Origin of the sequence: Modestobacter versicolor, assembly GCF_014195485.1 — a bacterium.
Classification (GTDB): Bacteria; Actinomycetota; Actinomycetes; order Mycobacteriales; family Geodermatophilaceae; genus Modestobacter; species Modestobacter versicolor.
On record NZ_JACIBU010000001.1, the window covers coordinates 188,839 to 214,641 of the forward strand.

Genomic DNA, 25,803 nt, shown 5'->3' on the forward strand with positions numbered 1-25,803 from the left:
TGACCGGCGGAGGGGAGGGGAACACGCTGGCCGCGCGCCCGGACCGGCGGGCGCCGCCGAGCCGGAGGACCCGAGATGACCGCCGAACCCGTATCGCCCCGCGCGCCCCACGGACCCGGGCGGGGGGTCGAGGCCGAGCAGGTCGACGCCGGCTACCTGCAGAAGCGGGAGCTGCGCTCCGGGACGGCGGGGTGGCTGCTGCTCGCCGGGCTCGGCGTCTCCGCGGTCATCTCCGGTGACTACGCCGGCTGGAACTTCGGGCTGGCCGAGGGCGGCTTCGGCGGGCTGCTGATCGCCGTCGTCCTGATGGCGGTCATGTACACCGCGATGGTGTTCGGGCTGGCCGAGCTCGGCTCGGCGCTGCCGACCGCGGGCGGCGGGTACACCTTCGCCCGCCGGGCGCTGGGCCCGTGGGGCGGCTACGCCACCGGCATCGCGGTGCTGATCGAGTACGCCATCGCGCCCGCTGCCATCGCCACCTTCATCGGCGCCTACGTCGAGTCGCTCGGGCTGTTCGGCATCACCGACGGCTGGTGGGTCTACCTGGCGGTCTACGCGCTGTTCATCGGCGTCCACCTGCTCGGCGTCGGCGAGGCGCTCAAGGCGATGTTCGTGGTCACCGTGATCGCCGTCGTCGGCCTGGTGGTCTTCCTGCTCGGGGCGATCCCGCAGTTCGACGCCGGCAACCTGCTCGACATCGCCCCCACCGACGCCGCCGGTGCCTCGGACTTCCTGCCCTACGGGCTGATCGGCATCTGGGCGGCGTTCCCCTTCGCGATCTGGTTCTTCCTGGCCGTGGAGAGCGTGCCGCTGGCCGCGGAGGAGGCGCGCGACCCGGCCCGCGCGATGCCCCGCGGGATCATCGCCGCGATGGGCGTGCTGGTGGCCCTCGCCGTCCTGATGCTGGTGCTCACCCCCGGCGCGGGCGGGTCGGCGGCGATGGCGGAGTCGGGCAACCCGCCGGTCGACGCGCTGGCCGCGGCGGGCGCCTCCGAGGGGCTCACCCGGGTGGTCAACTACGCGGGTCTCTTCGGCCTGGTGGCCAGCTTCTTCTCGATCATCTACGCCTACTCGCGGCAGACGTTCGCGCTCTCCCGGGCCGGCTACCTGCCCCGGTCGCTGTCGGTGACCAACGCGCGCAAGGCGCCGGTGCTGGCGCTGCTGGTGCCCGGCGCGATCGGCTTCGTGCTCTCGCTGACCGGGCAGGGCGCGATGCTGCTGAACATGGCCGTCTTCGGCGCCACGGTCTCCTACGTGCTGATGATGCTCAGCCACATCGTGCTGCGCCGTCGCGAGCCCGAGCTGCCGCGGCCCTACCGCACGCCGGGCGGGGTGGCGACGACCGGCGTCGCGCTGGTGCTGGCCGCCGCGGCGGTGGTCGCCACCTTCCTCGTCGACGTCGAGGCGGCGGTCTGGACGCTGGTCGCCTACGCCGTCTTCCTGGCCTACTTCGCCCTCTACAGCCGGCACCACCTGGTGGCCTCGGCGCCCGAGGAGGAGTTCGCCGCGCTCGCCGCCGCCGACGAGGAACTCCGGTGAGACGCCGGACGACGCTGGGCGGGCACACCTACGAGTTCGCCTCGCTGTCGGACCTGCTGGCCAAGGCGACCCCGGCCCGCTCGGGCGACGTGCTCGCCGGGGTCGCGGCGGAGTCGCAGGCCCAGCGGGTCGCCGCCCAGGTCGTGCTCGCCGACGTCCCGCTGGCCACCTTCCTCGACGAGCAGGTGGTCGGCTACGACGAGGACGACGTCACCCGGCTGGTGCTGGACACCCACGACGCCGCCGCGTTCGCCCCGGTCGCCTCGCTGACGGTGGGGGAGTTCCGCGAGTGGCTGCTGGCCCGGGCGGCCGAGCGGGACGAGGCGGCGATCTCCGCGCTGGCCCGCGGGCTGACCCCGGAGATGGTCGCCGCGGTGTCCAAGCTGATGCGCAACGCCGACCTGGTCGCGGTCGCCCGGCGGACCCGGGTGGTCACCGGCCTGCGCAGCACGCTGGGGCTGCCCGGCCGGCTGGCCTCGAGGCTGCAGCCCAACCACCCGACCGACGACCCGGTGGGCGTGACCGCGTCGATCCTCGACGGGCTGCTGCACGGCAGCGGCGACGCCGTCATCGGCATCAACCCGGCCACCGACTCCCCGGCGCAGACCGTGGCGCTGCTGGAGCTGGTCGACGCGGTGATCAGCCGCTACGAGATCCCCACCCAGTCCTGCGTGCTGGCCCACGTCACCACGACGCTGCGGGCGCTGGAGCAGGGCGCCCCGGTCGACCTGGTGTTCCAGTCGGTGGCCGGCACCCAGGCCGGCAACCGCGGGTTCGGGGTGACCCTGGACCTGCTGGCCGAGGCGCGAACCGCGGCGCTGGAGCTCGGCCGCGGCACCGTGGGCCGCAACGTCACCTACTTCGAGACCGGGCAGGGGTCGGCGCTGTCGGCCGACGCGCACCACGGCGTCGACGGGCCGGTGGACCAGCAGACCCTGGAGTGCCGCGCCTACGGGGTGGCCCGGCACTTCGACCCGCTGCTGGTGAACACCGTCGTCGGCTTCATCGGCCCGGAGTACCTCTACGACGGCAAGCAGGTCATCCGCGCCGGGCTGGAGGACCACTTCTGCGGCAAGCTGCTCGGCCTGCCGATGGGCGTCGACGTCTGCTACACGAACCACACCGACGTCGACGGCGACGACACCGACACGTTGACCCTGCTGCTCGGCGCGGCGGGCTGCTCGTTCGTCATCGCCGTCCCGGGCTCGGACGACGTGATGCTGCACTACCAGTCGCTGTCGTTCCAGGACGTGCTCACCGCCCGCTCGGTGCTGGACCTGCGACCGGCGCCGGAGTTCGAGGCGTGGCTGGCCCGGATGGACCTGCTGGACGACGCCGGTCGGGTGCGCGAGCTCGCCGCCGACGCCCCCGCCGCCCGCGCCTTGCTCGCGGCGGCCCGCTGATGACCCCCCTTCCCCCCGAAGACGGCCATCTCCGGGCTCCGCTGGACCCCGGAGATGGCCATCTTCGGGGTGGGGACGACCCGTGGGCGCTGCTGCGCAACGCCACCCGGGCCCGGGTCGCGCTGGGCCGGGCGGGCGACGGGCTGCCGACGGCGCGCGAGCTGGAGTTCCGCGCCGCGCACGCCGCCGCGCGGGACGCGGTGCACACCGCGCTGGACGCCGATCTGGTGCGTGCCGCGCTGACCGCGGCCGGCGTCGGGCTGGAGGTGCTCGAGGTGCACAGCCAGGCACCGGACCGGACCACCTACCTGCAGCGGCCCGACCTCGGCCGCCGGCTGGCCGAGGGCACCGAGCTGCCCGCCGGGTCGCACGACCTCGCGCTGGTGCTCGCCGACGGGCTCTCCCCGCGGGCGGTGCACGAGCACGCGGCGGGCACGGTCGCGGCCCTGCTGGAGCGGCTGCCCGGCTGGTCGGTCGCGCCGATCGTGCTCGCGCACCAGGCCCGGGTGGCCCTCGGCGACCCGGTCGGCGAGGCGCTCGGCGCGGGGATCGCCGTCGTGCTGGTGGGGGAGCGGCCGGGGCTGAGCTCGGCGGACAGCCTGGGCCTCTACCTCACCTCCGGCCCGCGCCCGGGGCGGGCGGACTCGGAGCGCAACTGCATCTCCAACGTCCGCCCGCCGCACGGGCTCGGCTACGCCCAGGCCGCGGACACCCTGGTCGCGCTGCTGCAGGCCTCGCGCCGGCTGGGCGCGTCCGGCGTCGTCCTCAAGGACGAGGGGACCGCGCTCCCGCCGGCTTGAGGCCCCTAGGCGGCGACGTAGGAGCCGGAGCTGAGGTCCTCCAGCAGCGTCGGGCCGGTGGGCTTCCAGTCCAGCTCGGCGCGGGCCTTCGCGCCGGTGGCCTGCTGGTCCAGGGCGAGCGCGCCGGCCAGGGCCCCGAGCCGGGCCTCGGTCTCCGCGTCCGTGGAGGGCACGGTGGCCGGGTCCAGGCCCGCGCCCCGGCTGGCCGCCTCGCCGATCTCGCGGACCGTCGGGTTGGCGCCGCTGACGCCCAGGTAGTACGAGCCGGGGGCGGCGTCGGTCAGGGCGCGGACGTAGAGCCGGGCGAGGTCGTCGGTGTGCACCGTCGTCCAGTGCTGCTCGCCGCTGCCGGGCAGCACCAGCGCGCCGTCCTCGGTGCGCGGGCCGTCCTTGACCACGGTCGGCAGGCCCAGGCCGCGCCCGTGCACGATGCCGGGCGCGATCAGCACCGAGCGCACGCCGTCGGCGGCCGCGGCGCGCACCCGCGCGTCGAGCGGCAGTCGCCAGGCGGTGAGCTGCGGCGGGGCGAACGGGGTGTCCTCGTCGATCTCGCCCGAGCCGTGCGCCCACACGCCGCTGGTGTGCACGTAGGGCTTGCCGGTGCCGGCCAGCACCGGGAGCACCGCGTCGAGCAGGGCGGCGTCGCGCTGCGCGTCCTCGCCGTCCGCGGCGGCGGCGGTGTGCACGAAGCCGTCGGCGGAGCGGGCGGCCTCGGCCAGCAGGGCCGGGTCGCCGACGTCACCGCGGACGACGATCGCCGAGGTGCTCGCCAGCACCCGGGCCGACCGCTCGCTGCGCGCCAGCGCGTGCACGGTGTGCCCCTCCTCGAGGAGGGCGAGCAGCACCGCGGAACCGACGAGACCGGTGCCACCGGTGAGGAAGACGTCCATGTGCGCGACAAGCCGGTGCACCGGCCGGCTGTTCCCGGTCAGAAGCGGCGCAGCGGGCCGATCTTCATCACCGTGGACAGCAGTGCCTCCATCGGGTGCCGCTGCGGGCGCTCGACCTCGGCGGGCCAGTCGGGCACCAGGTCGGGGTCGGCGTCCGCGGTGGCGACCTCGGCCACCCGGCCCTGCAACCGGGCCCGCACCTCCTCGGCGGAGTAGGCCCGCCGGTGGCGTTCGTGGCGGACCAGGACCGCACCGGTGGCCGCTACGCCGACAATCCCGGCGACTCCGAGCAGCTTGGAGAGGCGCATGGCCGCTACCGTAGTGGTGTGGCTCACTCCCGTGTCGTGTCGCGTACGTCCGCCGGTGCCCTCCCGCTGCACGAGGCCGTGGAGCTGACGCGCACCGGCGACGTCTGGGTGTTCCGCGGCGCCTCGCTCGCCGACCGGGCCATCCAGACGGTCACCAACGCCCCGGTCAACCACGTCGGGATGGCCGTGGTCATCGAGGACCTGCCGCCGCTGCTGTGGCACGCGGAGCTGGGGCACTCGCTGGCCGACGTGTGGTCCGGGCGGCACCAGCGTGGTGTCCAGCTGCACGACCTCTCCGACGCGGTCTGCGTCTGGAAGAAGCGCTACGGCCAGCAGGGCTGGATGCGGCAGCTGGTCGGCCCGGCCGAGGACGGCGGGGTGACCCGGGAGATGGAGGACGCCGTCCTGCGCACCATCGCCCGGCTCGACGGCAAGCCGTTCCCCACCACCCGGCACCTGGCCCGCGGCTGGGCCAACGGCAAGCTGCGCCGGCACCAGACCAACGACACGATCTTCTGCGCCGAGCTGGTGGCGGCCACCTACACCGCGATGGGGCTGCTGCCGAAGAACCGGCCGCTCAACGCCTACGACCCCGGCAGCTTCTGGTCCGGCGACGACCTGCCGCTGGTGGACGCCGAGCTGGGCCGCGAGATCCGGGTCGACGTCCCCGCCGGGCCGCCCTGCGACTGAGGGTCAGACCTCGATCCAGCGGCCGACCAGCGCGACGATCGCCGCCTCCTCGGCGGCGACGTCGGCCGGGTCGCCCAGGGTCAGCACGGCCCGGTCGGTGGCGACCCAGCGGAGCAGCCCGGCGTCGTCCCCGAACACGAAGCCCTCGGTGTCCTGGGGCTTCGCGCCGCGGTGGAACACCAGCTGCAGGTGGTCGGCGGGGAACAGTCGGAAGGTGACCCGGTCGACGCCGTCGGAGCAGAAGCTGGGCGCCTTCCACTTCACGTGCTCGGTGAGCGACGGGTTGCCCGCCATGATCGCCGCCCGCAGCCGGCGGACGTCGTCCGCGCGCGGGTGGTCGAGCTCGGCGAGGAACTCCTCGACGGTCGGCTGTGCCATGCGCCCAGCCTGCCCCATCCCGGCGCCCGGTCAGCCGCCGCCGGGCCGCCCTGCGACGTCGGCGGCCCCGATCCGCCCGCTCACGAGGTCGGCGGCCACCGAGTCCACCGACCGGCCGGCGGCGTAGGCGTGCGCGCGCAGCAGGGCCAGCGCCTCCGGGGCGGCCAGGTCCAGCGCGGCGCCGGTCCGGCCGACCGCCTGCCAGACCACCGCGCGCCGCTCGGCCGCCGGGCTGTGCAGCCAGTCCGGGCCGGCCGCCTCCGACCAGGTCGACCAGACGGCGGCGTCGGCGAGCGCCGAGGTGACCAGGTCGCCGACCGCGAGCGCGTCGAAGACGTCGAGCCGGGCCACCCCGCCGGGGTCGACGGTGAACAGGTCCAGCGCGCCGCAGATCGGCGGGCGGAGCGGCAGCGAGACGATGCCGCGGAACGGGGTACCGGTGAGCAGCAGGTCGGCGAATCCCGGCCACCGCGTGCGGATGTCGTCCTCGACCACGAACACCGGCTGGCCGGTGGCGTGCGCGAGCCGGCAGGGGCCGACCCCGGCGGTGAACTGCAGCCGCTCGGCCCGGGCGGCGTCCGGCGAGCTGGCGCCCAGCGGCGAGCGGCCGTGCGGACCGGCCAGCACGCTCAGCCCGGCGCCGTCGACCTCCAGCACCCGGGCGGTGGCGCGGGCCAGCCGGTCGGGCAGCAGGTGGCCGTCCTCGTCGTCCCCGCCGGTCTCGGCGAGCGCGGTGGCGAAGTGCTCGGCGAGGGTCATCGCCCCACGGTCCTCGCCCCGGTGGGGCGGGCTCCGGCGGGGGGTCGGTCAGCGGCGCGCCGGTGCCGGTGCGTGCGCGCCGAGTGCCAGCACGCTGTCCTGCTCACCGGCCACCGCCGGGTCGTGGGTGACGCAGACGACGAGCCGGCCGGCCAGGGCCCGGCGGAGGTCGGCGACGAGCGCGGCCGCGGTCGGCGGGTCGAGGTGCGCGGTGGGCTCGTCGAGCAGCACGACGTCGCGGTCGGCCAGCAGCGCCCGCGCCACCGCCAGCCGCCGCCGCTCGCCGCCGGACAGCGAGGTGCCGCCGGCGCCGACCGGGGTGTCGAGCCCGTCGGGCAGCGTCCCCAGCAGGCCGCCCAGCCCGGCGTCGGTCAGCGCCCGGCGCATGGCCGCCTCGCCGTCCGGGCCGGCCAGCTCGCCGCGGGGCCGGGCGAGGGCGAGGTTGGCGCGCACCGAGGCGTCGAAGACGTGCGCGTCCTGCGGGCACCAGGCGATCGCGGCCTGGACGTCGGCTCGGGTCAGCCGGTCGACCGGCACCGGACGGCGGCCGTCGCCGAGCACCAGGTCACCGGAGGTCGGGCGCAGCGCGGCCATCAGCACCGCGAGCAGCGTCGACTTGCCCGAGCCGGACGGCCCGGTGACCACCAGCCAGCCGGCGCCGGCGGTGGCGAGCAGGTCGAGGTCGTGCAGCACCGCCGGGCGGCCCGGCCAGCCGGCGGTGAGGTGCTCGGCGGCCAGCTCGCGCACCGGTGACGGCGCGGGCAGCCGGTCGGCCGGAGCGGGGTCGGCGGCCACCGGCTCGGCGAGCACCGCCTCGACCCGGGCCCGCGCGTCGAGCCAGGCCAGCCGGTTGCGGCGGGCGGCCCCGATGGCGGTGAGCGGCTCGAGCAGGGCCAGCGGGGCCAGCGCCAGCACGGCGGCCACCGGGGCGGACATCTCCCCGGCGCGCACCGCGGCGGCACCGACGGCGAGCGCCAGCACGGCGGCGGCGCCGGTGGCCAGCACCGCGATCGCGTCGCCGACGGCAGCCGCGGCGGCACCGGCCTGCGCGGCCCGCCCCTGCCGCCGGCCCAGGTCGTCGAGCCGGTCGACGGCGGACGGCGCCAGGCCGTGCACCCGAAGGTCGCCGGCGGCCTCCAACGTCGCGGTGGTCTCCCGCAGGGTCACCGTCTGCAGCTCGGCGGCGGACCGGGCGACGCCGCGGTCGGCCCAGCGGTGCACGCCCAGCACGGCCAGCACGGCGGCTACGAGCACCGCGGCGACCAGCCCGCCGGCCAGCGGGTCGAGCACGGTGAGCACCGCCGCGGTCCCGGTGAGCACGACGGCCGAGACCAGCGGCGGGGTCACCACCCGAACCGACAGGTCCTGCAGGAGGCCGACGTCGCCGACCACCCGGGCCAGCGCCCGGCCGGGGGTGCGGTCGGCCGCCGGGCCCTGGGCGACCAGCGCCGTCCACAGCCGGAGCCGGGTGGTCGAGGCGAGCCGGAAGGCGGCGTCGTGGCTGGCCAGCCGCTCCAGCCAGCGGAGCACCGCGCGGCCCAGCCCGGACCCGCGGACGGCGACGATCGCCACCATCAGGGTGAGGATCGGCGGCTGCTCGGCGGCCCGGACGATGAGCCAGCCGGAGACCGCGGTCAGCGCGATGCCGGCCGCGCTGGAGGCCGCGCCGTACGCGACCGCCCGGGCGACCGCCCGCCGCGGCCAGGACAGCCCGGTCTCGGCGCCGAACTCCGGGCCGGATCCGGCGCCGAGAGCTGGTGCAGGGGTGCTGGCGGCCGGGTTGGGGGTGGTGGCCGCCGGGACGGTGGTCAGCGGGGGCAGGTCGGGGTCGGCGCCGGGCAGGTCGACGGTGCGGTCGGCGAGCGCGGCCAGCGCCGGCTCGTGCGTGACCAGCACGGTGACCAGCGAGCCGCGCAGCCGCAGCAGCAGCTCGGCGACGACCGCGGTCGACTCGGCGTCCAGCGAGGCGGTCGGCTCGTCCAGCAGCAGCACCCGGGCGCCGCGCAGCACCCGCACCAGCGCCCGGGCCAGTGCGACCCGCTGCAGCTCGCCGGGGGAGAGGGTGCGGCAGGCGCGGTCGCGCAGGTGCACGCCCTCGACCCACTCCAGCGCGGTGTCGGCCAGGTCGGTGGCCCGCGCGTCGTCGACGTCCCCGGCGTGCCGGCGCAGCTCGTCGACCACCGTGCCGGCGACGGTCGTGGGGAACTGCGGGACGACGGCGACGTCGGCCGGGCGCAGCACGGTGCCGCTGACCTCGGCGGCGCCGCCGTCGAGCAGCTGACCGGCGAGGACGGCGAGCACGGTGGACTTGCCCGACCCGCTGGGTCCGCGCAGCGCGACGAGCTCACCGGGGGCGACGGTGAGGTCGAGGCCGGAGACGGCGGGGGCGCCACGGCCGGGGAAGCCGACGGTCAGGCCGGTGACGGCGATGCCGCGCAGCTCGCCGGCCGGTGGCTCCTCGACCAGCGGTCGCGGCGCGGGGGTGGCCAGCACGGCCCGGGCGGCGGCGGCGGCCTCGGCGGCGTCCTCGGAGGCGTGGTGCGCCGAGCCCAGCGCGCGCAGCGGCGCGAACGCCTCGGGCGCCAGCAGCAGCGCGAGCAGGCCGACGTCCAGGCCCATGGAGCCGTGGGTGAGCCGGATGCCGACGGTGACCGCGACCAGCGCGACCGACAGCGTGGCCAGCACCTCGAGCACCAGGGAGGACAGGAACGCGATCCGCAGCGTGGCGATCGTGCGGCGGCGGTGCGCCTCGCCCAGGTCGGTGAGCGCGGTCAGCTGGTCGGCGGCCCGGCCCAGCCCGACCAGCACCGGCAGGCCGCGGACCAGCTCGGCGACGTGCCCGGCGATCCGGTCCAGCGCGCGGGCGGCCTCGGCGGTCTGGTCCCGGGTGTGCAGCCCGACGAGGGCCATGAACAGCGGCACCAGCGGCAGGGTCACCGCGACCAGCAGCGCGGAGAGCCAGTCGGTGACGCCCAGGACGACGAGCAGCACCGGCGGGACGACGATCGTGGACGCCAGCGCGGGCAGGTAGGTGGCCAGGGCGGGCCCGAGGTCGTGCAGCCGGGTGGCGGCCAGCACGGCGGCCGGGCCGGTGCCGCCGGCCGCGGTGACGGCCTCGCCCTCGCCGTCCAGCAACCGGGTGAGCAGCCGGCGGCGCAGGGTGTCCTCGGCCCGGCGGGCGTCCCGGGTGGCGACGACGCTGCCCAGCCCGCCGGCGGCCGCCCGCACCGCGGCGCCGGCCAGCGCCACCAGCAGCGGCGTGCCCGGGGTCGTCCCGGCGGCGACGTCGGCCACCGCGCGGGCGAGCCCCGCGGCGAGCAGGACCACGCCGGCCGTCTGGACCAGCGCCAGCACGGCGGCGCGGGCCAGCGCCCCGGTCAGCCCGGGGACCCCGGCCAGCGCGCCGAGCGGCCCGCGCGCGCGGTCGGAGCTCATACGTGCACCGGCTCCGCGGGGGTCTCCGGCTCGGCGGTCAGCCGCTTGCGGAACACCCAGTAGGTCCAGGCCTGGTAGCCCAGCACCACGGGCAGGCCGACGCCGGCCGCCCAGGTCATCACCGTGAGCGTGTAGTCGCTGACCGAGGCGTCGGAGATGGTGACGTCGAAGGCGGGGTCGATCGTCGAGGGGACGACGACCGGGTAGGCCGACCCGAAGATGGTCGCCGCCGAGCCCAGCAGCACCACGGCCCAGGCGGTGAAGGCCTGGCCCTCGCGGTCGACGCGGACGCGGGTCCAGGTGACCAGCACGGCGAGCGCGGCGACCAGCCAGAGCACCGCGGTGGCCGTCGTGCCGTCGCGCAGCTGGACCAGCCCGGCCCAGACCAGCAGCGGCACGGCGGCCACCGGCGACCAGCGGCGGGCGAACCGGCGGGCGGCCAGCCGCACCGGGCCGTCGGTCTTCAGCGCGAGGAAGACCGCGCCGTGGACCAGCGAGAACGACAGCACCGCGACGGCGCCGAGCACCGCAGGCCAGCCGACGCCGGCGAAGGCGCCGCCGACCCGGTTGCCGTCGGCGTCGACCGGCAGGCCGAGGGTGGTGGCCCCGAGCGCGGCGCCGATGCCCAGGGCCGCGATCAGCGACCCGCCGGTGATGACGTGCGTCCAGGTGGTGTCCCACTGGGCGGTGTGGTGCGAGTGCCGCCACTCGAACGCCACCGCCCGGATGATCAGCCCGAACAGCACCAGCACGAACGGCAGGTACAGCGCGGGCAGCCAGGTGGCGTACCAACCCGGGAAGGCGGCGAAGACCGCGCCGGCCGCGGTGATCAGCCAGACCTCGTTGCCGTCCCAGAGGGGGCCGATCGAGCGGAGCATCAGGTGCCGGTCGGCGGGCTTGCGGCCGAGCACCGGCAGCAGGGCGGCCACCCCGAAGTCGAAGCCCTCCAGCAGCAGGAAGCCGGTCCAGAGCACCGCGACGGCGACGAACCAGACGGTCTGCAGGTCCATGGTCGGTCTCTCCTAGTAGGCGAACGAGAGGACGTCGTCCTCGTGCTTGTCGCGGCCCCCGGGCAGGTCGTCGTCCGGCGTGCCCTCCGGGGTGTGCCCGGGCGTGGGCGCCCCGTCGCCGGAGGTGACGCCGCCGCGCACGAAGCGGACCAGCAGCCACAGCTCGACCACCGCGAGCGCGCCGTAGACGGCGGTGAGGGTGATCAGCGAGGTGAGCACCTCGCCGGCGCTGACGCCGGGGGAGACGGCCTGGGCGGTGAAGAAGTAGACCTGGTCGGCCCGGGGGACGTCGGGGTTCGGGTAGACGACGAAGGGCTGGCGGCCCATCTCGGTGAAGATCCACCCCGACGCGTTGGCGACGAACGGGGCACCGATCGCCAGCAGCGAGCCGTACACACCGGTCTTCGACGTCGGGACCCGGCCCTTGCGGGTGGCCCACAGGGCGTAGGCGCCCACCGCGGCCGAGGCCATGCCCATGCCGATCATCAGCCGGAAGTTCCAGTAGGTGACCGCCAGCAGCGGGGTGTAGTCGATCGGCTCGCCGGCCAGGTCCCCGTACGACGGGTCGTCGGGGTAGGTCTCGCCGTAGGCGGCCTCGTACTCGGCCTGCAGCTCGTTGACGCCGGGGACGGCGGTGGAGAAGTCGCCGTGGGCGAGGTAGGAGAGCAGGTAGGGCACCGTCCACGAGTGGACGTCGTCGCACTCCTGGCTGCCGAACTTGCTGAACGCGAAGATGGAGAAGGGCGCCGGCGCCTCGGTCTCGCAGAGCGCCTCGGCCGAGGACATCTTCAGCGGCTGCTGCTCGTACATCAGCTTGCCCTGGATGTCGCCGGTGACCGCGGTGAGGAGGAACGCCGCGACCGAGACGTAGCCGCCGAGCCGCACCGAGCGGCGCCACACCGAGTGGTCGACGTCCGTGGTGGGCGCGCCGGCCAGCGCCCGCTTGCGCAGGTGCCACAGGCCGATGCCCACCAGGGCGGCGCCGGCGACCATCAGCGCGGCGACGATGGTGTGGCTGAAGGCGGCCAGCGCGGTGTTGTTGCTCAGCACGGCGAGGAAGTCGACCTGGACCGGGCGGCCGGTGGCGTCGTCGGTGACCACCCCGACCGGGTGCTGCATCCAGGAGTTGGCCGCGATGATGAAGTACGCGCTGACCACCGAGCCGATGACCGCGGCCCACAGGGTCGCCAGGTGCGCCTTCTTCGGGATCCGGCCCCAGCCGAAGATCCACAGGCCCAGGAAGGTCGACTCGAGGAAGAACGCGAGCAGTGCCTCCAGCGCCAGCAGCGAGCCGAAGACGTCGCCGACGAAGCGGCTGTACTCGCTCCAGGCCAGGCCGAACTGGAACTCCTGGACCAGGCCGGTGGCCACCCCGAGGACGAAGTTGATCAGGTAGATGCGGCCCCAGAACCGGGTCATCCGCAGCCACTCGGGCTTGTCGGTGCGCACCCACATCGTGTGCATGACCGCGACCAGGATCCCCAGGCCGATGGTCAGCGGCACCATCAGGAAGTGGTAGACGGTGGTGATCCCGAACTGCCAGCGGGCGATGTCCAACACGTCCACCGCGGTCTCCTCTGCTGCTGTCGTACGATCGACACGTTCTTTCTACGCCGAGTAGAAGACCCTTTCTACAGTTCGTAGAAGACACGCCGTGTGAGCTGGCCGACAGGAGGACCGTGAACACGCTGGGAGAGCTGGAGCGCACCGTGCTCGAGCACCTGTGGGCCGTCGAGGGCCCGGTCACCGCCACCCGGCTGCGCGACGACTTCGCCGGCCGGAACCTCGCGCTCACCACCGTGCACACCGTGCTGACCCGGCTGGAGCAGAAGGGCTTCGTCGAGCACGACGACGCCCGCCCCCGCCAGTTCCGCGCCCGGGGCAGCCGCGAGGAGCACGTCGCCGACCTCATGCACGAGGTGCTCGGCCAGGCCGGCGACCGGCAGGCGGCGCTGGCCCGGTTCGTCGGCAGCGTCGGGGACGACGAGGTGCGCATGCTGCGGGAGCTGCTGGCCGCGGCCGACCCGGACGCCGCCCCGCAGCGCTGACCGTGCTCCCCGCGAGCGCGATCGCGCTGGGTGTGCTGGCCGCCCTGCTGGCGTGGCCGGTGCCCGCGGCGCTCGCCCGCGCGGCCTGGCCCCGCCGCGATCCGCTGGTCGCGCTGGTCTGCTGGCAGGCGATCGGGCTGGCCGGCGGCCTGTCGATCATCGGTGCGCTGCTGGTGCACGGGCTCGCCCCGTGGGGCCACTCGCTGCCGGAGGCCTGGTGGCACTGGGTCAGCCGGCAGCCGGCGCAGGAGGCGGTGCGCGGGGACCACTGGGTCGCCCAGACCCTCGCCGCCGTGCTGGCCGTGGAGCTGCTGGGGGTGCTGGTGCTCTCCGGCGTCCGCACCGCCCGCACCCGGCGCCGGCACCGCGCGCTGCTGGAGCTGGTGGTGCGACCGGGGGTGGCGACGCCGGCCGCGGAGACGCTGCTGCTGGACCACCCCGCGCCGGTGGCCTTCTGCATCCCCGGCGTCCGGCCGCTGCTGGTGCTCTCCTCGGGGATGGTCGACGAGCTGGACGGCGCCCAGGTCGAGGCGGTCGTCGCCCACGAGCGGGCGCACCTCGCCGAGCACCACCACCTGCTGCTGCTGCCCTTCGTCGCCTGGCGCGCGGCTCTGCCGGTGCTCCCCGCCGCCGACCGCGCCCACGACGCGGTGCGCGACCTCGTCGAGATGCGCGCGGACGACGTGGCCCTGCGCTCGCTGTCCGGGCCCGACCCGCGCCGGACGCTGGCGGCGGCGATCGTCGCGGTCGCGGCCGGTGCCGGCGGTCAGCTGCCGGACGGCGCGCTGGCGGTCACCGGCGGTGCGGTCGCCGTCCGGGTGCGCCGGCTGCTCGCCCCGGCTGCGCCGCTGCCCGCCGCCGGGCGGTGGGCCGCGCTGACCTGCGCGCTCGCCCTGCTGCTGCTGCCCACCCTGCTGCTGGTGCTGCCCGCCCTCGTCCAGCTGTAGCCCCCGGGGTCGCCTAGCGTCGGGGGATGGACGCAGCAGTTCTGCCCGAGCCCGGCACCCCCGTCTTCACCTCCTTCGACGAGCCGGCGGCCGGCCCCGGCCAGGTCGTGGTGGACGTGCGCGTGGCGGGGGTCAACCCGGTCGACGTCGCCACCGCCGCGGGCGCGTTCGTCACCCGGCCGCCGTTCCCCTCGGTCGCCGGGCGGGAGGGCGTGGGCACGGTCGAGGGCCGGCGGGTCTACTTCAACGGGTGCGTGGCGCCCTTCGGCGCGATGGCGCAGCGCACCGTCGTCCCGGCCGACTCGCTGCTCGACGTCCCCGAGCAGCTCGAGGACGGCCTGGCCGTGGCGATGGGTATCGCCGGGCTGGCCGCCTGGCTGCCGCTGCAGTGGCGGGCCCGCCTGCAGCCGGGGGAGACGGTGCTGGTGCTCGGCGCCAGCGGGGTGCTCGGCCAGATCGCCGTCCAGGCCGCGAAGGTGCTCGGTGCCGGCCGGGTGGTGGCGGCCGCCCGGGACGCCGGCTCGCTGCAGCGGCTGGCCGACCTCGGCGCCGACGCCACGGTCGACCTCTCCGGCGAGCCGTCGGTGGCCGAGCTCGCGGAGCGGATCCGGACGGCGGCCGACGGCGGGGTCGACGTGACCATCGACCCGGTCTGGGGCGTACCCGCGCTGGCCGCGATGGGCGCCGCCCGGCGGGGCATGCGGCACGTGCAGATCGGCCACTCGGCGGCGGCGTCGGCCGAGCTGGCGGCGGGCGGGTTCAGGGAGTCGATGGTCGACCTGCTCGGTTACACGACCCGGCACGTGCCCCGCGACGTCGTGGCCGCGGGCTGGGTGGAGCTCACCGGCCACGCGGCGGCCGGCCGGATCGCGGTGGAGGTCGAGCGCGCGCCGCTGGCCGACGTCGCCCGGGTGTGGCAGCGGCAGGTGGCCTCGGCGCACCGCAAGCTGGTGCTGGTGCCCTGAGGACGCCGAACGGGCACCCGTCCGCAGGCGTGTGGCCTGCAGTCGGGTGCCCGTGCGGGGGGGAGGCGCGGCCGGTGCGGCCGTGCGGCGGATCAGCGAGTGCGGTGCGCCTCGGTGGTCGTGGAGTCGTCCCAGTCGTCGTCGCCCTCGGGCTCCTTGGCCAGCAGGCCGGCCCCGACGGACCAGACGATGCCGCCGAGCAGGCCGATCCAGGCGCCGATCTCGGTGGACAGGTCGGCGCCGCGCTCGAAGGCGCCCGGCACGTCGATGACGTAGCTCAGCGACAGCAGGACGGCGGCGATGCCGACGGCCATGGCGGTCAGCGACAGGCCACGGTGCTGGCGGCCCCGGGCGCGGTTGGCGGCGTACTGCAGGGCGACGGCCAGGCCGACGCCCAGGAAGGCGACCAGCGGGATGGTCGTGTCGGTCTCGTAGCCGGAGCCGGAGGTGCTGTCTGCGCCCTCGGTGGACACCCAGTCCAGGAACGTCGCGATCAGGAAGACGACGACGCCGGCGGTGGCGACGTGCGCGCCCGTGGTGTTCGCCGGGCGGGTGTGCTCGAGTGTGCGACCGTGCGTGGAGTTGCGATCACTTGTTGCCATGGCCGGTCAGTGCCCGGCGAGTGGATCTTCCACACGCTTTGGTGGGTTCTGTGACCCATCTGTCACTTGGCTGTGAGTGTTCGCCTGCTCACCGGCGACCGGATGACGGTCTCGGAGGGCCGCGTCGCGCTGGTCCCGGGCGTCGGCGAGGTCGTCCTCCAGCTGCACGATGACCTGGGCCGAGGCGAGGAGGTGGCCGTCGTCCAGCAGCACCCGGACCCGGGCGGCGAGCTGCAGCTGGTGCCGGGAGTAGCGGCGGTGGCCACCGGGGGAGCGGTGCGGGTGCAGCACGCCGCTGGAGTCCAGGCTGCGCAGGAAGGCGGCCTGCACGCCGAGCAGCTCGGCGGCCTGGCTCATGGTCAGCACCGGGTGGTCGGGGTCGTCCAGCGGCTGGAGCGGGTCGGTGGTCATCTCGTCTCCCGGGAACGCGAGGAGGGGCGGGACCACCGGTCCCGCCCCTCCCTCGGGGTGGTGCTGATCAGCTCTCGACCGCGGGCTGCTGGCCCTCGATCGTGTGCGCCTCCACCGCGGCCGGGGTGTCCGCCCGGGTCACGGTGATCTTGCGGGCCTTCGCCTTCTCGGCGACCGGGATGCTCACGGTCAGCACGCCGTCGTGGTAGCTCGCCTCCAGCCGCTCGGTGTCCAGGCTGCGGCCCAGCACCAGCTGCCGGGTGTAGCTGCCGAACGGGCGCTCGGCGACCTGCCACTGCGCGCCCTCGATCTGCGGGACCGAGCGCTCGGCGCTGATGGTCAGCGTGGTGCCCTCGACCTGCAGGTCGATGGAGCCGGGGTCGACGCCGGGCAGGTCGAAGTGGGCGACGAAGTTGTCACCCACCCGGTAGGCGTCCATCGGCATCCCGGCCAGCGGGCGGGCGGTCGTCGTGCCCCCGCGGCCGGTGAGCTGGTCCAGCGCGCGCAGAGCAGCGGACGTGGCGGCGAACGGGTCGTTGGAAGTCAGCATCATGGCTGCGGCCTCCGGGAGATCGTGCGGTGGTTCGGTGTCCAGTTGTCTGCCGCCCGAGGCGAACCTCCAGCGGCAACTGGAGATTACCTCATCCGGCGTCTGGAGTAAACATCTCCACCGCAGAAATCTTCCAGTGACGCCTGCAGGTTCAGTACCGCCAGCGGACGGCCCGGGTGACCCCCTCCGGCGAGGTGCCCGCGAACAGCGCGATCTCGCCGCGGCGCACCTCGACGATGGTGGTGGCGAGCTCGGTGCCGAACACCCCGGTCAGCTCGGTGTCGGACTCGAAGGCGCGGACCGCCTCCTCGAGGGAGGCCGGGAGCGCGGTGATGCCGGCCTCGCGGCGTCCCTCCTCGGACAGCGACCCGGGGTCGATGCCGACCGGGTCGGGCAGCGTCGCGCCGGCGCGCATCCCCGCCCGGCCGGCGGCGAGCAGCCCGGCCATCAGCAGGTACGGGTTCGCGGCGCCGTCGACGCACTTCACCTCGACGTTGGCCGCGGCCTGCCGGTGACCGCTCGGGCCGGTGACGAAGCGGACGGCGGCCTCGCGGTTCTCCAGCCCCCAGACGGCGAACGCCCCCGCCCAGTGCGAGGGCACCAGCCGCAGGTAGGAGGCGACGCTCGGGGCGCCGATCGCCAGCAGCCCGGGCAGGTGCTCGAGCAGGCCGGCGGTGAACGCCTCGCCCTCGGCGGTCAGCCCGAAGGTGCCCGGCCCGCCGCTCATCAGGTTCTGCCCGTCCCGCCACACCGACAGGTGCACGTGCCCGCCGTTGCCCACGCCGTCGGCGGTGACCTTGGGGGAGAAGGAGGCCCGCAGCCCGTGCTCCATGCTGACGGCGGTGATCGTGTGCCGCACCAGCAGCGCGGTGTCCGCGGCGGCCACCGGGTCCTGCGCGGCGACGGAGACCTCCAGCTGCCCGGCGGCGTACTCGGGGTGGAACTGGTCGACGGCGACGCCCTGGTCGGCCAGCGCCTGGAGCAGGTCGCGGGCGTAGTCGGAGACCTCGACGTGCCGGGTCATGCCGTAGGCCGGGCCGGCCAGGGCGGGGACGAAGGCGTCCGGGTCGGCGCCCTCGGGCAGGCTGCCGACCCCGAGCGCCCACTCGACCTCGACCGCCGCCTTGAGGGTCAGCCCCTCGTCGGCGTACCCGCCGACCAGCCGGCGCAGCAGCGAGCGCGAGCACTGCACGTGCGGTTCGCCGTCCTGGGTGTACCGGTCGACCGGCGCCCAGGCCCAGCCGGGCTGGCCGGCCAGCACCGTCAGCCGGGAGAGGTCGGGGTGCAGCCGCAGGTCGCCGATCGCGCTGCCGGCGTAGCTGCCGGCCACGATCGAGTCGTCGACCAGGAAGCCGTCGAAGACCGGGCTCATCCCCACGCCCCACTGGGCCGCGCCGGGCAGCCTCGCCAGCGGCACGGACTTCACCCGGGTGATCCCGCTGGTGTCGACCCAGGGCAGGACGACGCCGACCACCCCGGCCTCGGCCAGCTCACCCAGCACCGCCTCGGCCGCGGCCCGTCGCTCGTCCCGCTCGTGCAGCTCCATCGGTGCCTCCGTGTCTCCTCGCTCCGGCCGCGCGCCGCCCCGGGTCCGTGCCCAGCCTCGCGGGGGCGGTGTCACCGTCAGGTGAAGAGTGCATGACGACCTCCCCCGGAGGCCCCGGGCCGGGCACACTCTCGCCACGCGCCGTTGCCCGGCGCAACCGGTGAGCCCGAGGAGCGCTCCGATGGCCGTCTCGACCCCCCGTCCCGACGGGGCCACCAGCAGCCAGCAGCCCACGTCCGGCGGCCTGACCCGGTCGCTGTCGGTCTGGCAGGCGGTCGGTCTCTCGGTCGCGCTGATGGCACCGTCCATGGCGGCCAACATCAACCCGCAGGGCACCGCGGGCACCGTCGGCCGTGCCGTCCCGCTGGCCTTCCTGCTCGCCGCGATCGGCGTGCTGCTGGTGGCCTACGGCTTCGTCCGGCTGTGCCAGTACTTCCACCACGCCGGCTCGGTCTACGCCTTCGTCGGCGCGACGCTGGGCCCCCGCGCGGGGCTGGTCTCCGGCTTCGGGCTGCTCGGCACCTACTGCTTCTACGGCGTGGTCACCTCCAGCGCGACCGGCATCTTCGGCACCGCGTTCCTGCAGGAGGTCGGCATCTGGCCGAGCCCGCCGTCGTGGGCGCCCTTCCTGCTCGCCGGCGTCGCCCTCGTCGCCGCGCTGGCGCTGACCATCGTGCCGGCCCGGCGCGGCACGTCGGTGCTGCTCACCGTCGAGGGCCTGACCATCGCGCTCATCCTGGTGATCAGCGCGATCGTGCTGGTGCGGCTGGTGTCGGGCAACGTCCCCGCCGGCGCCCCCTCGCCGGACGCCGGTTTCACCCTCGACGTCTTCACCGTCGCCCCCGGCACCGAGCTGTCCGCGGTGTTCCTGGGCGTGGTCTTCGGGTTCCTCTCCTTCGCCGGCTTCGAGGCCGCGGCGACCCTCGGCGAGGAGGCCCGCAACCCCCGCAAGGACATCCCGCGGGCGATCCTCGGCACGGCGGTCTTCGGCGGCGTCTACTTCGTGGTGGTCACCGCGATCGAGATGATGGCCTTCGGCACCGACGAGGCCGGGGTGGCCGCGTTCGCCTCCTCCCCGTCGCTGCTCGGCGACCTGGGCAGCAGCTACATCGCCGGCTGGGTGGGCGACCTGATCACCCTCGGCGCGGCGATCAGCGCGTTCGGCTGCTGCCTGGCCTGCGTGGTCGGCGCCTCCAGGCTCACCTACGCCTTCGCCCGGGACACCCGCCGCGACCCCGCGCGCGCCAGCGGTCTGGCCGCCACCACCCCGGCCGGCACCCCGGCGGTCGCGGCGATCGCCGTCACCGCGGTCATGGCGCTGGTCCAGGTGGTGTGCGCGGTCGGATTCGACGCGGAGGCCTTCGACACCTTCCTGTGGTCGGGCACCATCGGCACGCTGATCCTGCTGGTCGCCTACCTGCTGACCACGGTCGGCGCGATCCGCCTGGTCTTCATCCAGCGCCGGATGCCGGCGGTGCCGAGGTGGCAGGTGGTCGTCCCGGTGCTGGCTCTCGTCGTGCTCGGCTACACGATCTACCGGAACGTGGCGCCCTACCCCGCCCACGAGGACGGGCCGGCGTTCTGGTTCCCGATCGTCGCCGGGGGCTGGCTGCTGGTGGGGCTGGTGGCGGTGCTGGTGGCCCCGGCGATGGCCCAGCGGGCCGGGGCCGCGCTGACCGCTGCCGAGCTGGGCGCCCGCGAGGAGGAGCAGCTCGCCGAGGGTCAGGCCCCGCGGGACTCCGCCACCCGGCGCATCCAGTAGCGGAACCAGGCCGGGCCGTAGGGCAGGTACACCCGGGTCGGCACGCCGCGGTCGCGCAGCTCGTCGAGCACCTCCGGCCGCACGCCGAACAGGTGCTCGACCGGCACGGTGCCGACGGCCATCAGCAGCGCCTCGCGGAGCCGGCCGTCGTGGGTGGCCATCGACCAGGGCGCTCCGGTCTCGGCCAGCCGGGCGCCCAGCCGGAGGAACGCCAGGTCGGTCGGCTCGCCGTGCGGGTACGCGCCGGCGGCCTCGAGGTAGGCGCCCTTGACCAGCCGCACGTGCACCCCGGCGGCGGTCAGCGCGGGGAGGTCGTCGGGGGTGCGCCGCAGGTTGGCCTGCAGGGTGCCGGCCAGCCGGTGCGCCAGCCCCCGCCCGGCCACCTCGAGCAGGCAGCCCTGGACGGCGTCGGTGCGGCCGGCGTCCTCGGCGCCCACCTGCAGCCGCCTCCCGGGGGGCAGCGCGGCGGCGACCGCGGCGAGCCGGTCCGCCGCACCGGCGGGGTCGACGTCCAGGGCGAGGTGGCTGAGGTCGATCGAGAGCCACACGTCGCCGGCCGGGAGCTCGGCGGCCAGCTCCAGGTAGTCGTCGCGCACCCGGTCGGCCTCGGCGGGGTCGTCGACGAGCTCGCCGAAGAGGTCCACGCTCACCCCGTGCCCCTGGGCGAGCAGCCCGGCCGTGGCCTGCACCGCCTCGGGCCGGGTGCGGCCGGCGACGTAGCGCGAGGCCGCCCGCCAGGCACGGGCCTCACCGCCCGGGGCGGCCGTGACCAGCTGCTCCCAGCGCCGGCTGGTGGCGAGGCGGAACAGCAGCGCGCGGTCGACGGTCACCCGGTGCAGCCTGCCAGGCCCGCGGCGCTCAGGAGCTGGTGCTGCGATCGGGCGGGTCGAAGGTGACGTGCACGGTCTCGAAGCCCTTCTGGCGCTGCGCCTTGGCCTGGCCGGTGTAGCTGCGCCGGTCGCCGGGGGTGAGGTCGACGTCGTCGGTGAACGGGGTGAGCAGCGCGCGGGGCCACAGCCGCTGGACGTGCACCACGTTGATCTCCACGCACAGCACGCCCACGACCGCGGCCAGGTAGAGGAACGCCAGCAGGCCGAGGACCAGGGCGAACACGCCGTTCGTCGCGCTGGCGGTACTGATGACGCGGCTGACGTAGGCGACGCCGAAGGTCTGCAGCAGCTGCCACAGGACCGCCGCGATCAGCGCCCCGGGGGCGACCTGCCGGATGGTCAGGTGCCGGGCGGTGGCCAGCCGGAACGCGAAGACGAAGACGATGCCGTTCACGGTGATCGAGCCGACCAGCGCCAGCATCCGCAGCACCGTGCCCAGCGAGCCGGCATTGCCCGAGCCGAGGGTCGACAGCGCCGTCGTCCCCAGCACGGCGATCCCGGCGGTGCCCAGCAGCAGCAGGCTGCGGCCACGGGCCAGGAAGGGGTTGGGCCGGCTGTTGCGCGGCACCGACCAGGCGGTGTTCATCGCGTACTGGACCGCCTGGGCGACCCCGAGCCCGCCGTACAGCGCGCCGAGGATGCCGACGACGACACCGACGACCCCGCCGCTGAGCTCCTCCGGGGTGCCCAGCTGGTCGCCGACCACCGGGAACTGGCTGAGCGCGGAGTCCAGCAGCCGCTGCTGCAGCTCCGGGTCGCCGGCCAGCACGCTGCTCAGCACCGTGGAGAACAGCAGCAGCAGCGGGAAGAGCGAGACGAAGGCGTAGTAGGTGATCAGCGCGGCCAGGTAGGGGCCGGAGTCGTCGACGTACTTGTAGACGACGGCGATCGGGAACCCCGCTGCCCGGTGCCGGCGCTGCAGGCGGTCCAGCTTGTCTGCGACGGACACGCGCCCACTGCACCACGCCGTCCCGTCGCGCACCACGGGACCGTGTCCGCCCCGTGACGTCAGCGGGCCACGATCCACCCCGCCGCGAGCCGCCGGGCGCGGCCGAACGGGTCGTCGGGGGGCAGCTCCGGGGTGGTCGCGGTGCGGGCCTCCCGGCTCAGCGCCCCGTCGTAGAGCAGCAGCAGCGTGGCCGCGGCGTCGTCGGGGTCGGGCAGGCCGGCGGCCGCGGCGAGGTCGCGCAGCCGTCCGGTCAGCAGCGTGGAGTCGGCCACCAGCCACCGCTGGCCGGGGTGGCCGGGCGGCAGCTCGGTCGCGGCGGCGAGGAAGGCGCAGCCGCGCCGGTTGCCCTGCTGCTCGCGGTAGCGGGTGACCGCGTCGAACAGCGACAGCAGCCGCTCGACCGGGTCGCTCCGCTCGGCGAGCACCGCGTCCCAGGTCTGCCGCCAGGTGGTGTGGCGGTCCTCGAGGTAGGCGGCGACCAGGCCGTCCTTGCCGGCGAAGTGGGCGTACATCGTCGCCGGCGACACCCTGGCCCGCGCCAGCACCGCGTCGACCCCGGTCGCCGCGATGCCGGCGGCGTAGAACAGCTCGCCGGCCGCCGCGAGCACGCGCTCGCGCGCCGATGTGGTCATGGCCCTACTGTAACGAGCGTTATGGTGAAACGATCGTTACAGCGCCCCGCAGCCGGACTGGTGCCCGCCGGCCTGGCGGTCATCGCCGTCACCTACGGGCTCGCCCGCTACGGCTTCGGCCTCTTCCTCCCGCAGTTCCGCGGCGAGTTCGGCGTCACCGCGGCGACCGCCGGCGGCATCGCGGCCGGCAGCTACCTCGCCTACTGCCTGACCGCCCTGCTCGCCCAGCGGCAGGTTGGCCGGCAGCGCGCCCGCACGGCGCTCTGGCTGGCCGGGGGGACGGCCGCCGTGGGGTCGGCGGTGGTCGCGTCCGCCCCGTCGGCCGGGGTGCTCGCGGCCGGGGTGCTGGTCGCCGGCAGCGGTGCCGGCGCCGCGACCCCGGCGCTCGTCGCGGCGGTGACCGCCACGGTGCGGCCGGCGGTCGAGCAGCGGGCCCAGGCGGTGGTCAACAGCGGCACCGGGGCCGGCGTCGTCGCCGGCGGCCTGCTCGTCCTGGCGGCGCCCGGGCTGTGGCGCTGGGCGTGGGCCGGCTTCGCGGTGCTCGCGCTGGCGGCGACCTGGGCGGCCGACCGCCGCACCGCCTGGGCGCAGGTGGGCCGGCACGAGGACGGCGACGACGACCGGAGCGGCCTGCCGCTGGGTCCGCTGGCGCGGCCGCTGGTCGCCGCGGTCCTCGGCGGCGCCGGGTGCGCTGCGGTCTGGACGTTCGGCCGCGACCTGCTCGCCCGCGACGGCGGGCTGCCCGACTCCACCACCGGCCTGCTGTGGTGCGTCCTCGGCGCCGGGGGGTTGGCGGGCGGGCTCAGCGGCGACCTCGTCGGGCGGGCCGGCCTCCGCCGGGCGTGGGCAGGTGCCGCCGCGCTGGCCACCGCCGCCGTGCTGCTCCTCGCCGCCCTCCCGGGCGCAGCCGTCCCCGCCGGGCTCGCCCTCGCCGCGTTCGGCTGCGCCTTCGTGGTGCTCAGCGGCGTGCTGCTCGCCTGGGGAGCGCATCGGGTGCCGGCCGCGGCCCCGCAGGCGGCCGCCGTCCTGTTCGTCGGGCTGACGGTCGGTCAGGCGGCCGGCGCGCTGGTGCTGGGCGTCGTCGCCGACCGGGCGGGGGCGCCCGCGGCGTTCGTCGTCGCGGCCGTGCTGCTGGTCGGCGCGGCCCTGGCGGCCGAGCCCCGCACCCGGGTCAGCGCGGCAGCGACGCCGGGAAGTCGACGCCGCTGAGCTCGGCCGACGCCGTCCACAGCCGGCGGGCCGTCCCGTCGTCGAACGCCGCCGCGCTGCGGTCGACCAGGGTGGGGGCGCCGCGCAGCAGCCGGCCGCCCGGGCCGGCGAAGCTGCCGCCGGGCACGTCGGCGACCGCCGCGTACAGCGTGGGCAGCGCGCCCTGCTCGGCGCTGACCGCGACCAGCCGGTTCCCCAGCGCCATCGCGGCGTCCGTGACCCGGCTGCCCGACCTCCCCTGCAGGTTCGTCGCTGCCCAGCCCGGGTGGGCCGCGGTGGCCCGCACCGCTGACCCGGCGTCGGTCAGCCGGCGCTGCAGCTCCAGCGTGAACAGCAGGTTGGCCAGCTTCGACTGCCCGTACGCGCCGGAGGCGGAGTAGCGCCGCCGCTCCCAGTTGAGGTCGTCCAGGACGATCCGCCCCGAGCGGTGCAGCATCGACGAGACCGTGACCACCCGGTCGGTGACGTGCGGCAGCAGCAGGTTGGTCAGCGCGAAGTGCCCCAGGTGGTTGGTGCCGAACTGCAGCTCGAACCCGTCGGTGGTGCGGGCCTGCGGCACGGCCATGATCCCGGCGTTGGCCACCAGGACGTCGAGGTCGCCGGTCCAGCCGGCCGCGAACGCGCGCACCGAGGACAGGTCGGCGAGATCGAGCCGCCGCACCTCGACCTCCCCGGGCAGCGCGGCGGCCGCCGCCGAGCCGCGGGCCTCGTCGCGCACGGCCAGCACCACCCGGGCACCGGCCGCGGCCAGCGCCCGCGCGGTCGCCAGCCCCAGCCCGCTGTTGCCGCCGGTGACCACGGCGGTGCGACCGGCCTGGGAGGGGATGTCCGCCGTCGTCCAGGAGGTCGCCATGCGGCCGACTGTAGGTCGGTGCCGGCCCCGGGCCAGACTGTCCCGGTGAGCGACCAGCACGTCCACCTGGACCCCGACCTCGCCGACCTCCCGCTCGTCGACCACCACTGCCACGGCCTGGTGCGGCGCGACCTCGAGCGGCCGGAGTTCGAGGCGATGCTGACCGAGGCGGCGGGCCCGGGACCGCTCGGCGGCTCGCTGTTCGACTCGCAGATCGGCTTCGCCGTCCGCCGCTGGTGCGCGCCGGTGCTCGACCTGCCGGCGCACGCCCCGGCCGAGGAGTACCTGGCCCGGCGGGCCGAGCTGGGCGCCGACGAGGTCAACCGCCGGCTGATGGCCGCGACCGGCACGCAGACCTTCCTGGTCGACACCGGCTACCTGCCCGAGCCGATCACCACGCCCACCGAGCTGGCGGCGCTCGCCGGCGGGCAGGCCCGCGAGATCGTCCGGCTGGAGGCCCTCGCCGAGGAGGTGCTCGCCGAGGGCGGCAGCGCCGCGGGCTTCGCCGAGCTGTTCCGCACCCGGCTGGCCTCGCGCACCGAGCACGCCGCCGGGGTCAAGTCGATCGCCGCCTACCGGGTCGGCCTCGCGCTGGAGGGCGCCCGGCCCTCGGACGCCGAGGTGGCGCTGGCCGCCGCGTCGGTGCTCACCGAGGTGGCCGCCGGTGGCCGGCCGCGGATCGCCGACCCGGTCCTGCACCGGTTCCTGGTCTGGAGCGGCATCGACCTGCGGCTGCCGGTCCAGTTCCACGTCGGGTACGGCGACGCCGACGTCGACCTGCACCGCTGCGACCCGCTGCTGCTCACCGACCTGCTGCGGGCCACCGAACCCGCCGGGGTGCCGGTGACCCTGCTGCACAACTACCCGTTCCACCGCAACGCCGGCTTCCTGGCCCAGGTCTTCGGCCACGTGTTCGTCGACGTCGGGCTGGCCACCCACAACCTCGGGCACCGCTCCGGGGCGCTGCAGCGCGAGCTGCTCGAGCTGGCCCCCTTCGGCAAGGTGCTGTTCTCCTCCGACGCCTTCGGCCTCGCCGAGCTGTACCTGCTGGGCACCGGGCTCTTCCGGCGCGGCCTGGGCCGCTACCTGGCCGAGGGGGTCGCCGAGGACGCGTGGACCGCGTCGGACGCCGCCCGGGTCGCCGCGATGATCGGCGCCGGCAACGCCCGGCGGGCCTACCGGCTGGACGCCTGACACCTGCCCGCAACGCCGGTCCGGGAGGATCGC

25 protein-coding genes are annotated in these 25,803 nt (G+C 75.9%); 10 read left to right on the top strand and 15 right to left on the bottom strand.

The window, feature by feature from the left end; translation table 11 throughout:
- The first annotated feature begins 75 nt into the window (after positions 1 to 75).
- From eat to eutC, 3 genes are read left to right on the top strand one after another with little or no spacing between them, the layout of a single operon-like run.
- Entirely contained in the window at positions 76 to 1,539 is a 1,464-nt protein-coding gene (gene eat / locus FHX36_RS00870; RefSeq protein WP_110552158.1) for an ethanolamine permease, read from the top strand.
- Complete coding sequence (locus FHX36_RS00875) at positions 1,536 to 2,942, top strand: ethanolamine ammonia-lyase subunit EutB (RefSeq protein WP_110552159.1); 1,407 nt, start codon at positions 1,536 to 1,538, stop codon at positions 2,940 to 2,942. Before eat ends, FHX36_RS00875 begins: the two co-directional genes overlap by 4 nt.
- Positions 2,942 to 3,742 carry an ethanolamine ammonia-lyase subunit EutC gene (gene eutC, locus FHX36_RS00880; protein WP_110552160.1) on the top strand — a complete coding sequence of 267 codons (801 nt, stop codon included), beginning with the start codon at positions 2,942 to 2,944 and terminating at the stop codon, positions 3,740 to 3,742. Before FHX36_RS00875 ends, eutC begins: the two co-directional genes overlap by 1 nt.
- Positions 3,743 to 3,747: 5 nt before the next feature.
- Here the strand turns inward: eutC and FHX36_RS00885 are convergent, their stop codons facing one another.
- Together FHX36_RS00885 and FHX36_RS00890 are read right to left on the bottom strand one after the other, a co-directional pair.
- On the bottom strand, positions 3,748 to 4,653 hold the full coding sequence (locus tag FHX36_RS00885) for an NAD-dependent epimerase/dehydratase family protein (RefSeq protein ID WP_220035933.1): 906 nt from the start codon (positions 4,651 to 4,653) through the stop codon (positions 3,748 to 3,750).
- 17 nt (positions 4,654 to 4,670) lie between these two features.
- A complete protein-coding gene (locus FHX36_RS00890; protein WP_110552162.1) occupies positions 4,671 to 4,940 on the bottom strand; it encodes a hypothetical protein in 270 nt (89 codons plus the stop codon).
- Between the two features lie 36 nt (positions 4,941 to 4,976).
- Between FHX36_RS00890 and FHX36_RS00895 the strand changes: the two genes are divergently transcribed.
- On the top strand, positions 4,977 to 5,630 hold the full coding sequence (locus FHX36_RS00895; protein WP_110552163.1) for a hypothetical protein: 654 nt from the start codon (positions 4,977 to 4,979) through the stop codon (positions 5,628 to 5,630).
- A gap of 3 nt (positions 5,631 to 5,633) precedes the next feature.
- On the opposite strand, the gene FHX36_RS00900 is transcribed toward FHX36_RS00895, so the two are convergent.
- Genes FHX36_RS00900 through FHX36_RS00920 form a run of 5 tightly spaced genes read right to left on the bottom strand, consistent with a single transcriptional unit; the run spans position 5,634 to position 12,778 of the window.
- Entirely contained in the window at positions 5,634 to 6,008 is a 375-nt protein-coding gene (locus FHX36_RS00900; RefSeq protein WP_110552164.1) for a DUF1801 domain-containing protein, read from the bottom strand.
- 30 nt (positions 6,009 to 6,038) lie between these two features.
- Positions 6,039 to 6,767 (bottom strand): GAF domain-containing protein, encoded by a 729-nt coding sequence (locus FHX36_RS00905; RefSeq protein ID WP_183513426.1) that lies wholly within the window; start codon positions 6,765 to 6,767, stop codon positions 6,039 to 6,041.
- A 48-nt stretch (positions 6,768 to 6,815) separates the two neighbouring features.
- Positions 6,816 to 10,202, bottom strand: coding sequence for a thiol reductant ABC exporter subunit CydC (gene cydC, locus FHX36_RS00910; protein WP_183513427.1), 3,387 nt, complete (start codon positions 10,200 to 10,202; stop codon positions 6,816 to 6,818).
- Positions 10,199 to 11,212 carry a cytochrome d ubiquinol oxidase subunit II gene (gene cydB, locus FHX36_RS00915; RefSeq protein ID WP_183513428.1) on the bottom strand — a complete coding sequence of 338 codons (1,014 nt, stop codon included), beginning with the start codon at positions 11,210 to 11,212 and terminating at the stop codon, positions 10,199 to 10,201. The genes cydC and cydB overlap by 4 nt, the downstream gene beginning before the upstream one ends.
- A 12-nt stretch (positions 11,213 to 11,224) precedes the next feature.
- A complete protein-coding gene (locus FHX36_RS00920; RefSeq protein WP_110552784.1) occupies positions 11,225 to 12,778 on the bottom strand; it encodes a cytochrome ubiquinol oxidase subunit I in 1,554 nt (517 codons plus the stop codon).
- A 113-nt stretch (positions 12,779 to 12,891) separates the two neighbouring features.
- Between FHX36_RS00920 and FHX36_RS00925 the strand changes: the two genes are divergently transcribed.
- The 3 genes from FHX36_RS00925 to FHX36_RS00935 are packed head-to-tail and all read left to right on the top strand — an operon-like array spanning position 12,892 to position 15,172.
- A complete protein-coding gene (locus tag FHX36_RS00925) occupies positions 12,892 to 13,260 on the top strand; it encodes a BlaI/MecI/CopY family transcriptional regulator (RefSeq protein WP_110552785.1) in 369 nt (122 codons plus the stop codon).
- Positions 13,261 to 13,262: 2 nt separating this feature from the next.
- Positions 13,263 to 14,207 carry a M56 family metallopeptidase gene (locus FHX36_RS00930; RefSeq protein ID WP_110552786.1) on the top strand — a complete coding sequence of 315 codons (945 nt, stop codon included), beginning with the start codon at positions 13,263 to 13,265 and terminating at the stop codon, positions 14,205 to 14,207.
- Between the two features lie 26 nt (positions 14,208 to 14,233).
- A complete protein-coding gene (locus FHX36_RS00935; RefSeq protein WP_110552787.1) occupies positions 14,234 to 15,172 on the top strand; it encodes a quinone oxidoreductase family protein in 939 nt (312 codons plus the stop codon).
- Between the two features lie 92 nt (positions 15,173 to 15,264).
- Here FHX36_RS00935 and FHX36_RS00940 read toward each other — a convergent pair whose 3' ends face one another.
- The 4 genes from FHX36_RS00940 to FHX36_RS00955 form a co-directional block, all read right to left on the bottom strand.
- Positions 15,265 to 15,774, bottom strand: a complete 510-nt coding sequence (locus tag FHX36_RS00940; protein ID WP_110552788.1) for a hypothetical protein — start codon at positions 15,772 to 15,774, stop codon at positions 15,265 to 15,267.
- 6 nt (positions 15,775 to 15,780) lie between these two features.
- Complete coding sequence (locus FHX36_RS00945; protein ID WP_110552791.1) at positions 15,781 to 16,185, bottom strand: helix-turn-helix domain-containing protein; 405 nt, start codon at positions 16,183 to 16,185, stop codon at positions 15,781 to 15,783.
- A 67-nt stretch (positions 16,186 to 16,252) separates the two neighbouring features.
- On the bottom strand, positions 16,253 to 16,738 hold the full coding sequence (locus FHX36_RS00950; protein ID WP_246405372.1) for an Hsp20/alpha crystallin family protein: 486 nt from the start codon (positions 16,736 to 16,738) through the stop codon (positions 16,253 to 16,255).
- A gap of 148 nt (positions 16,739 to 16,886) precedes the next feature.
- Positions 16,887 to 18,281, bottom strand: a complete 1,395-nt coding sequence (locus FHX36_RS00955) for a glutamine synthetase family protein (protein WP_110552789.1) — start codon at positions 18,279 to 18,281, stop codon at positions 16,887 to 16,889.
- Between the two features lie 181 nt (positions 18,282 to 18,462).
- Here FHX36_RS00955 and FHX36_RS00960 point away from each other — a divergent pair, with 181 nt between their 5' ends.
- Positions 18,463 to 20,043: an APC family permease gene (locus tag FHX36_RS00960; RefSeq protein ID WP_110552790.1), complete on the top strand. Its 1,581-nt coding sequence runs from the start codon at positions 18,463 to 18,465 to the stop codon at positions 20,041 to 20,043.
- On the opposite strand, the gene FHX36_RS00965 is transcribed toward FHX36_RS00960, so the two are convergent.
- The 3 genes from FHX36_RS00965 to FHX36_RS00975 are packed head-to-tail and all read right to left on the bottom strand — an operon-like array spanning position 20,004 to position 22,514.
- Positions 20,004 to 20,873, bottom strand: coding sequence for a proline dehydrogenase family protein (locus FHX36_RS00965; RefSeq protein WP_183513429.1), 870 nt, complete (start codon positions 20,871 to 20,873; stop codon positions 20,004 to 20,006). The genes FHX36_RS00960 and FHX36_RS00965 overlap by 40 nt on opposite strands.
- A gap of 28 nt (positions 20,874 to 20,901) precedes the next feature.
- Positions 20,902 to 21,882 carry a YihY/virulence factor BrkB family protein gene (locus FHX36_RS00970; RefSeq protein WP_110554354.1) on the bottom strand — a complete coding sequence of 327 codons (981 nt, stop codon included), beginning with the start codon at positions 21,880 to 21,882 and terminating at the stop codon, positions 20,902 to 20,904.
- A 59-nt stretch (positions 21,883 to 21,941) separates the two neighbouring features.
- Positions 21,942 to 22,514, bottom strand: a complete 573-nt coding sequence (locus FHX36_RS00975) for a TetR/AcrR family transcriptional regulator (RefSeq protein ID WP_110554355.1) — start codon at positions 22,512 to 22,514, stop codon at positions 21,942 to 21,944.
- Positions 22,515 to 22,574: 60 nt separating this feature from the next.
- Between FHX36_RS00975 and FHX36_RS00980 the strand changes: the two genes are divergently transcribed.
- On the top strand, positions 22,575 to 23,723 hold the full coding sequence (locus FHX36_RS00980) for an MFS transporter (RefSeq protein WP_343056542.1): 1,149 nt from the start codon (positions 22,575 to 22,577) through the stop codon (positions 23,721 to 23,723).
- Here the strand turns inward: FHX36_RS00980 and FHX36_RS00985 are convergent.
- Entirely contained in the window at positions 23,686 to 24,576 is an 891-nt protein-coding gene (locus FHX36_RS00985) for an oxidoreductase (RefSeq protein ID WP_183513431.1), read from the bottom strand. The two genes, FHX36_RS00980 and FHX36_RS00985, sit on opposite strands and share 38 nt — an antisense overlap.
- 45 nt (positions 24,577 to 24,621) lie before the next feature.
- Here FHX36_RS00985 and FHX36_RS00990 point away from each other — a divergent pair, with 45 nt between their 5' ends.
- Entirely contained in the window at positions 24,622 to 25,770 is a 1,149-nt protein-coding gene (locus FHX36_RS00990; protein ID WP_309147336.1) for an amidohydrolase family protein, read from the top strand.
- Positions 25,771 to 25,803: the final 33 nt, after the last annotated feature.

Coding starts and splice junctions, on each gene's coding strand:
- eat (WP_110552158.1), top strand. CDS start 76: ATGACCGCCGAACCCGTATCGCCCCGCGCGCCCCACGGACCCGGGCGG.
- eutC (WP_110552160.1), top strand. CDS start 2,942: ATGACCCCCCTTCCCCCCGAAGACGGCCATCTCCGGGCTCCGCTGGAC.
- FHX36_RS00890 (WP_110552162.1), bottom strand. CDS start 4,940: ATGCGCCTCTCCAAGCTGCTCGGAGTCGCCGGGATTGTCGGCGTAGCG.
- FHX36_RS00900 (WP_110552164.1), bottom strand. CDS start 6,008: ATGGCACAGCCGACCGTCGAGGAGTTCCTCGCCGAGCTCGACCACCCG.
- FHX36_RS00905 (WP_183513426.1), bottom strand. CDS start 6,767: ATGACCCTCGCCGAGCACTTCGCCACCGCGCTCGCCGAGACCGGCGGG.
- cydC (WP_183513427.1), bottom strand. CDS start 10,202: ATGAGCTCCGACCGCGCGCGCGGGCCGCTCGGCGCGCTGGCCGGGGTC.
- cydB (WP_183513428.1), bottom strand. CDS start 11,212: ATGGACCTGCAGACCGTCTGGTTCGTCGCCGTCGCGGTGCTCTGGACC.
- FHX36_RS00935 (WP_110552787.1), top strand. CDS start 14,234: ATGGACGCAGCAGTTCTGCCCGAGCCCGGCACCCCCGTCTTCACCTCC.
- FHX36_RS00940 (WP_110552788.1), bottom strand. CDS start 15,774: ATGGCAACAAGTGATCGCAACTCCACGCACGGTCGCACACTCGAGCAC.
- FHX36_RS00945 (WP_110552791.1), bottom strand. CDS start 16,185: ATGACCACCGACCCGCTCCAGCCGCTGGACGACCCCGACCACCCGGTG.
- FHX36_RS00950 (WP_246405372.1), bottom strand. CDS start 16,738: ATGATGCTGACTTCCAACGACCCGTTCGCCGCCACGTCCGCTGCTCTG.
- FHX36_RS00955 (WP_110552789.1), bottom strand. CDS start 18,281: ATGGAGCTGCACGAGCGGGACGAGCGACGGGCCGCGGCCGAGGCGGTG.
- FHX36_RS00960 (WP_110552790.1), top strand. CDS start 18,463: ATGGCCGTCTCGACCCCCCGTCCCGACGGGGCCACCAGCAGCCAGCAG.
- FHX36_RS00975 (WP_110554355.1), bottom strand. CDS start 22,514: ATGACCACATCGGCGCGCGAGCGCGTGCTCGCGGCGGCCGGCGAGCTG.
- FHX36_RS00985 (WP_183513431.1), bottom strand. CDS start 24,576: ATGGCGACCTCCTGGACGACGGCGGACATCCCCTCCCAGGCCGGTCGC.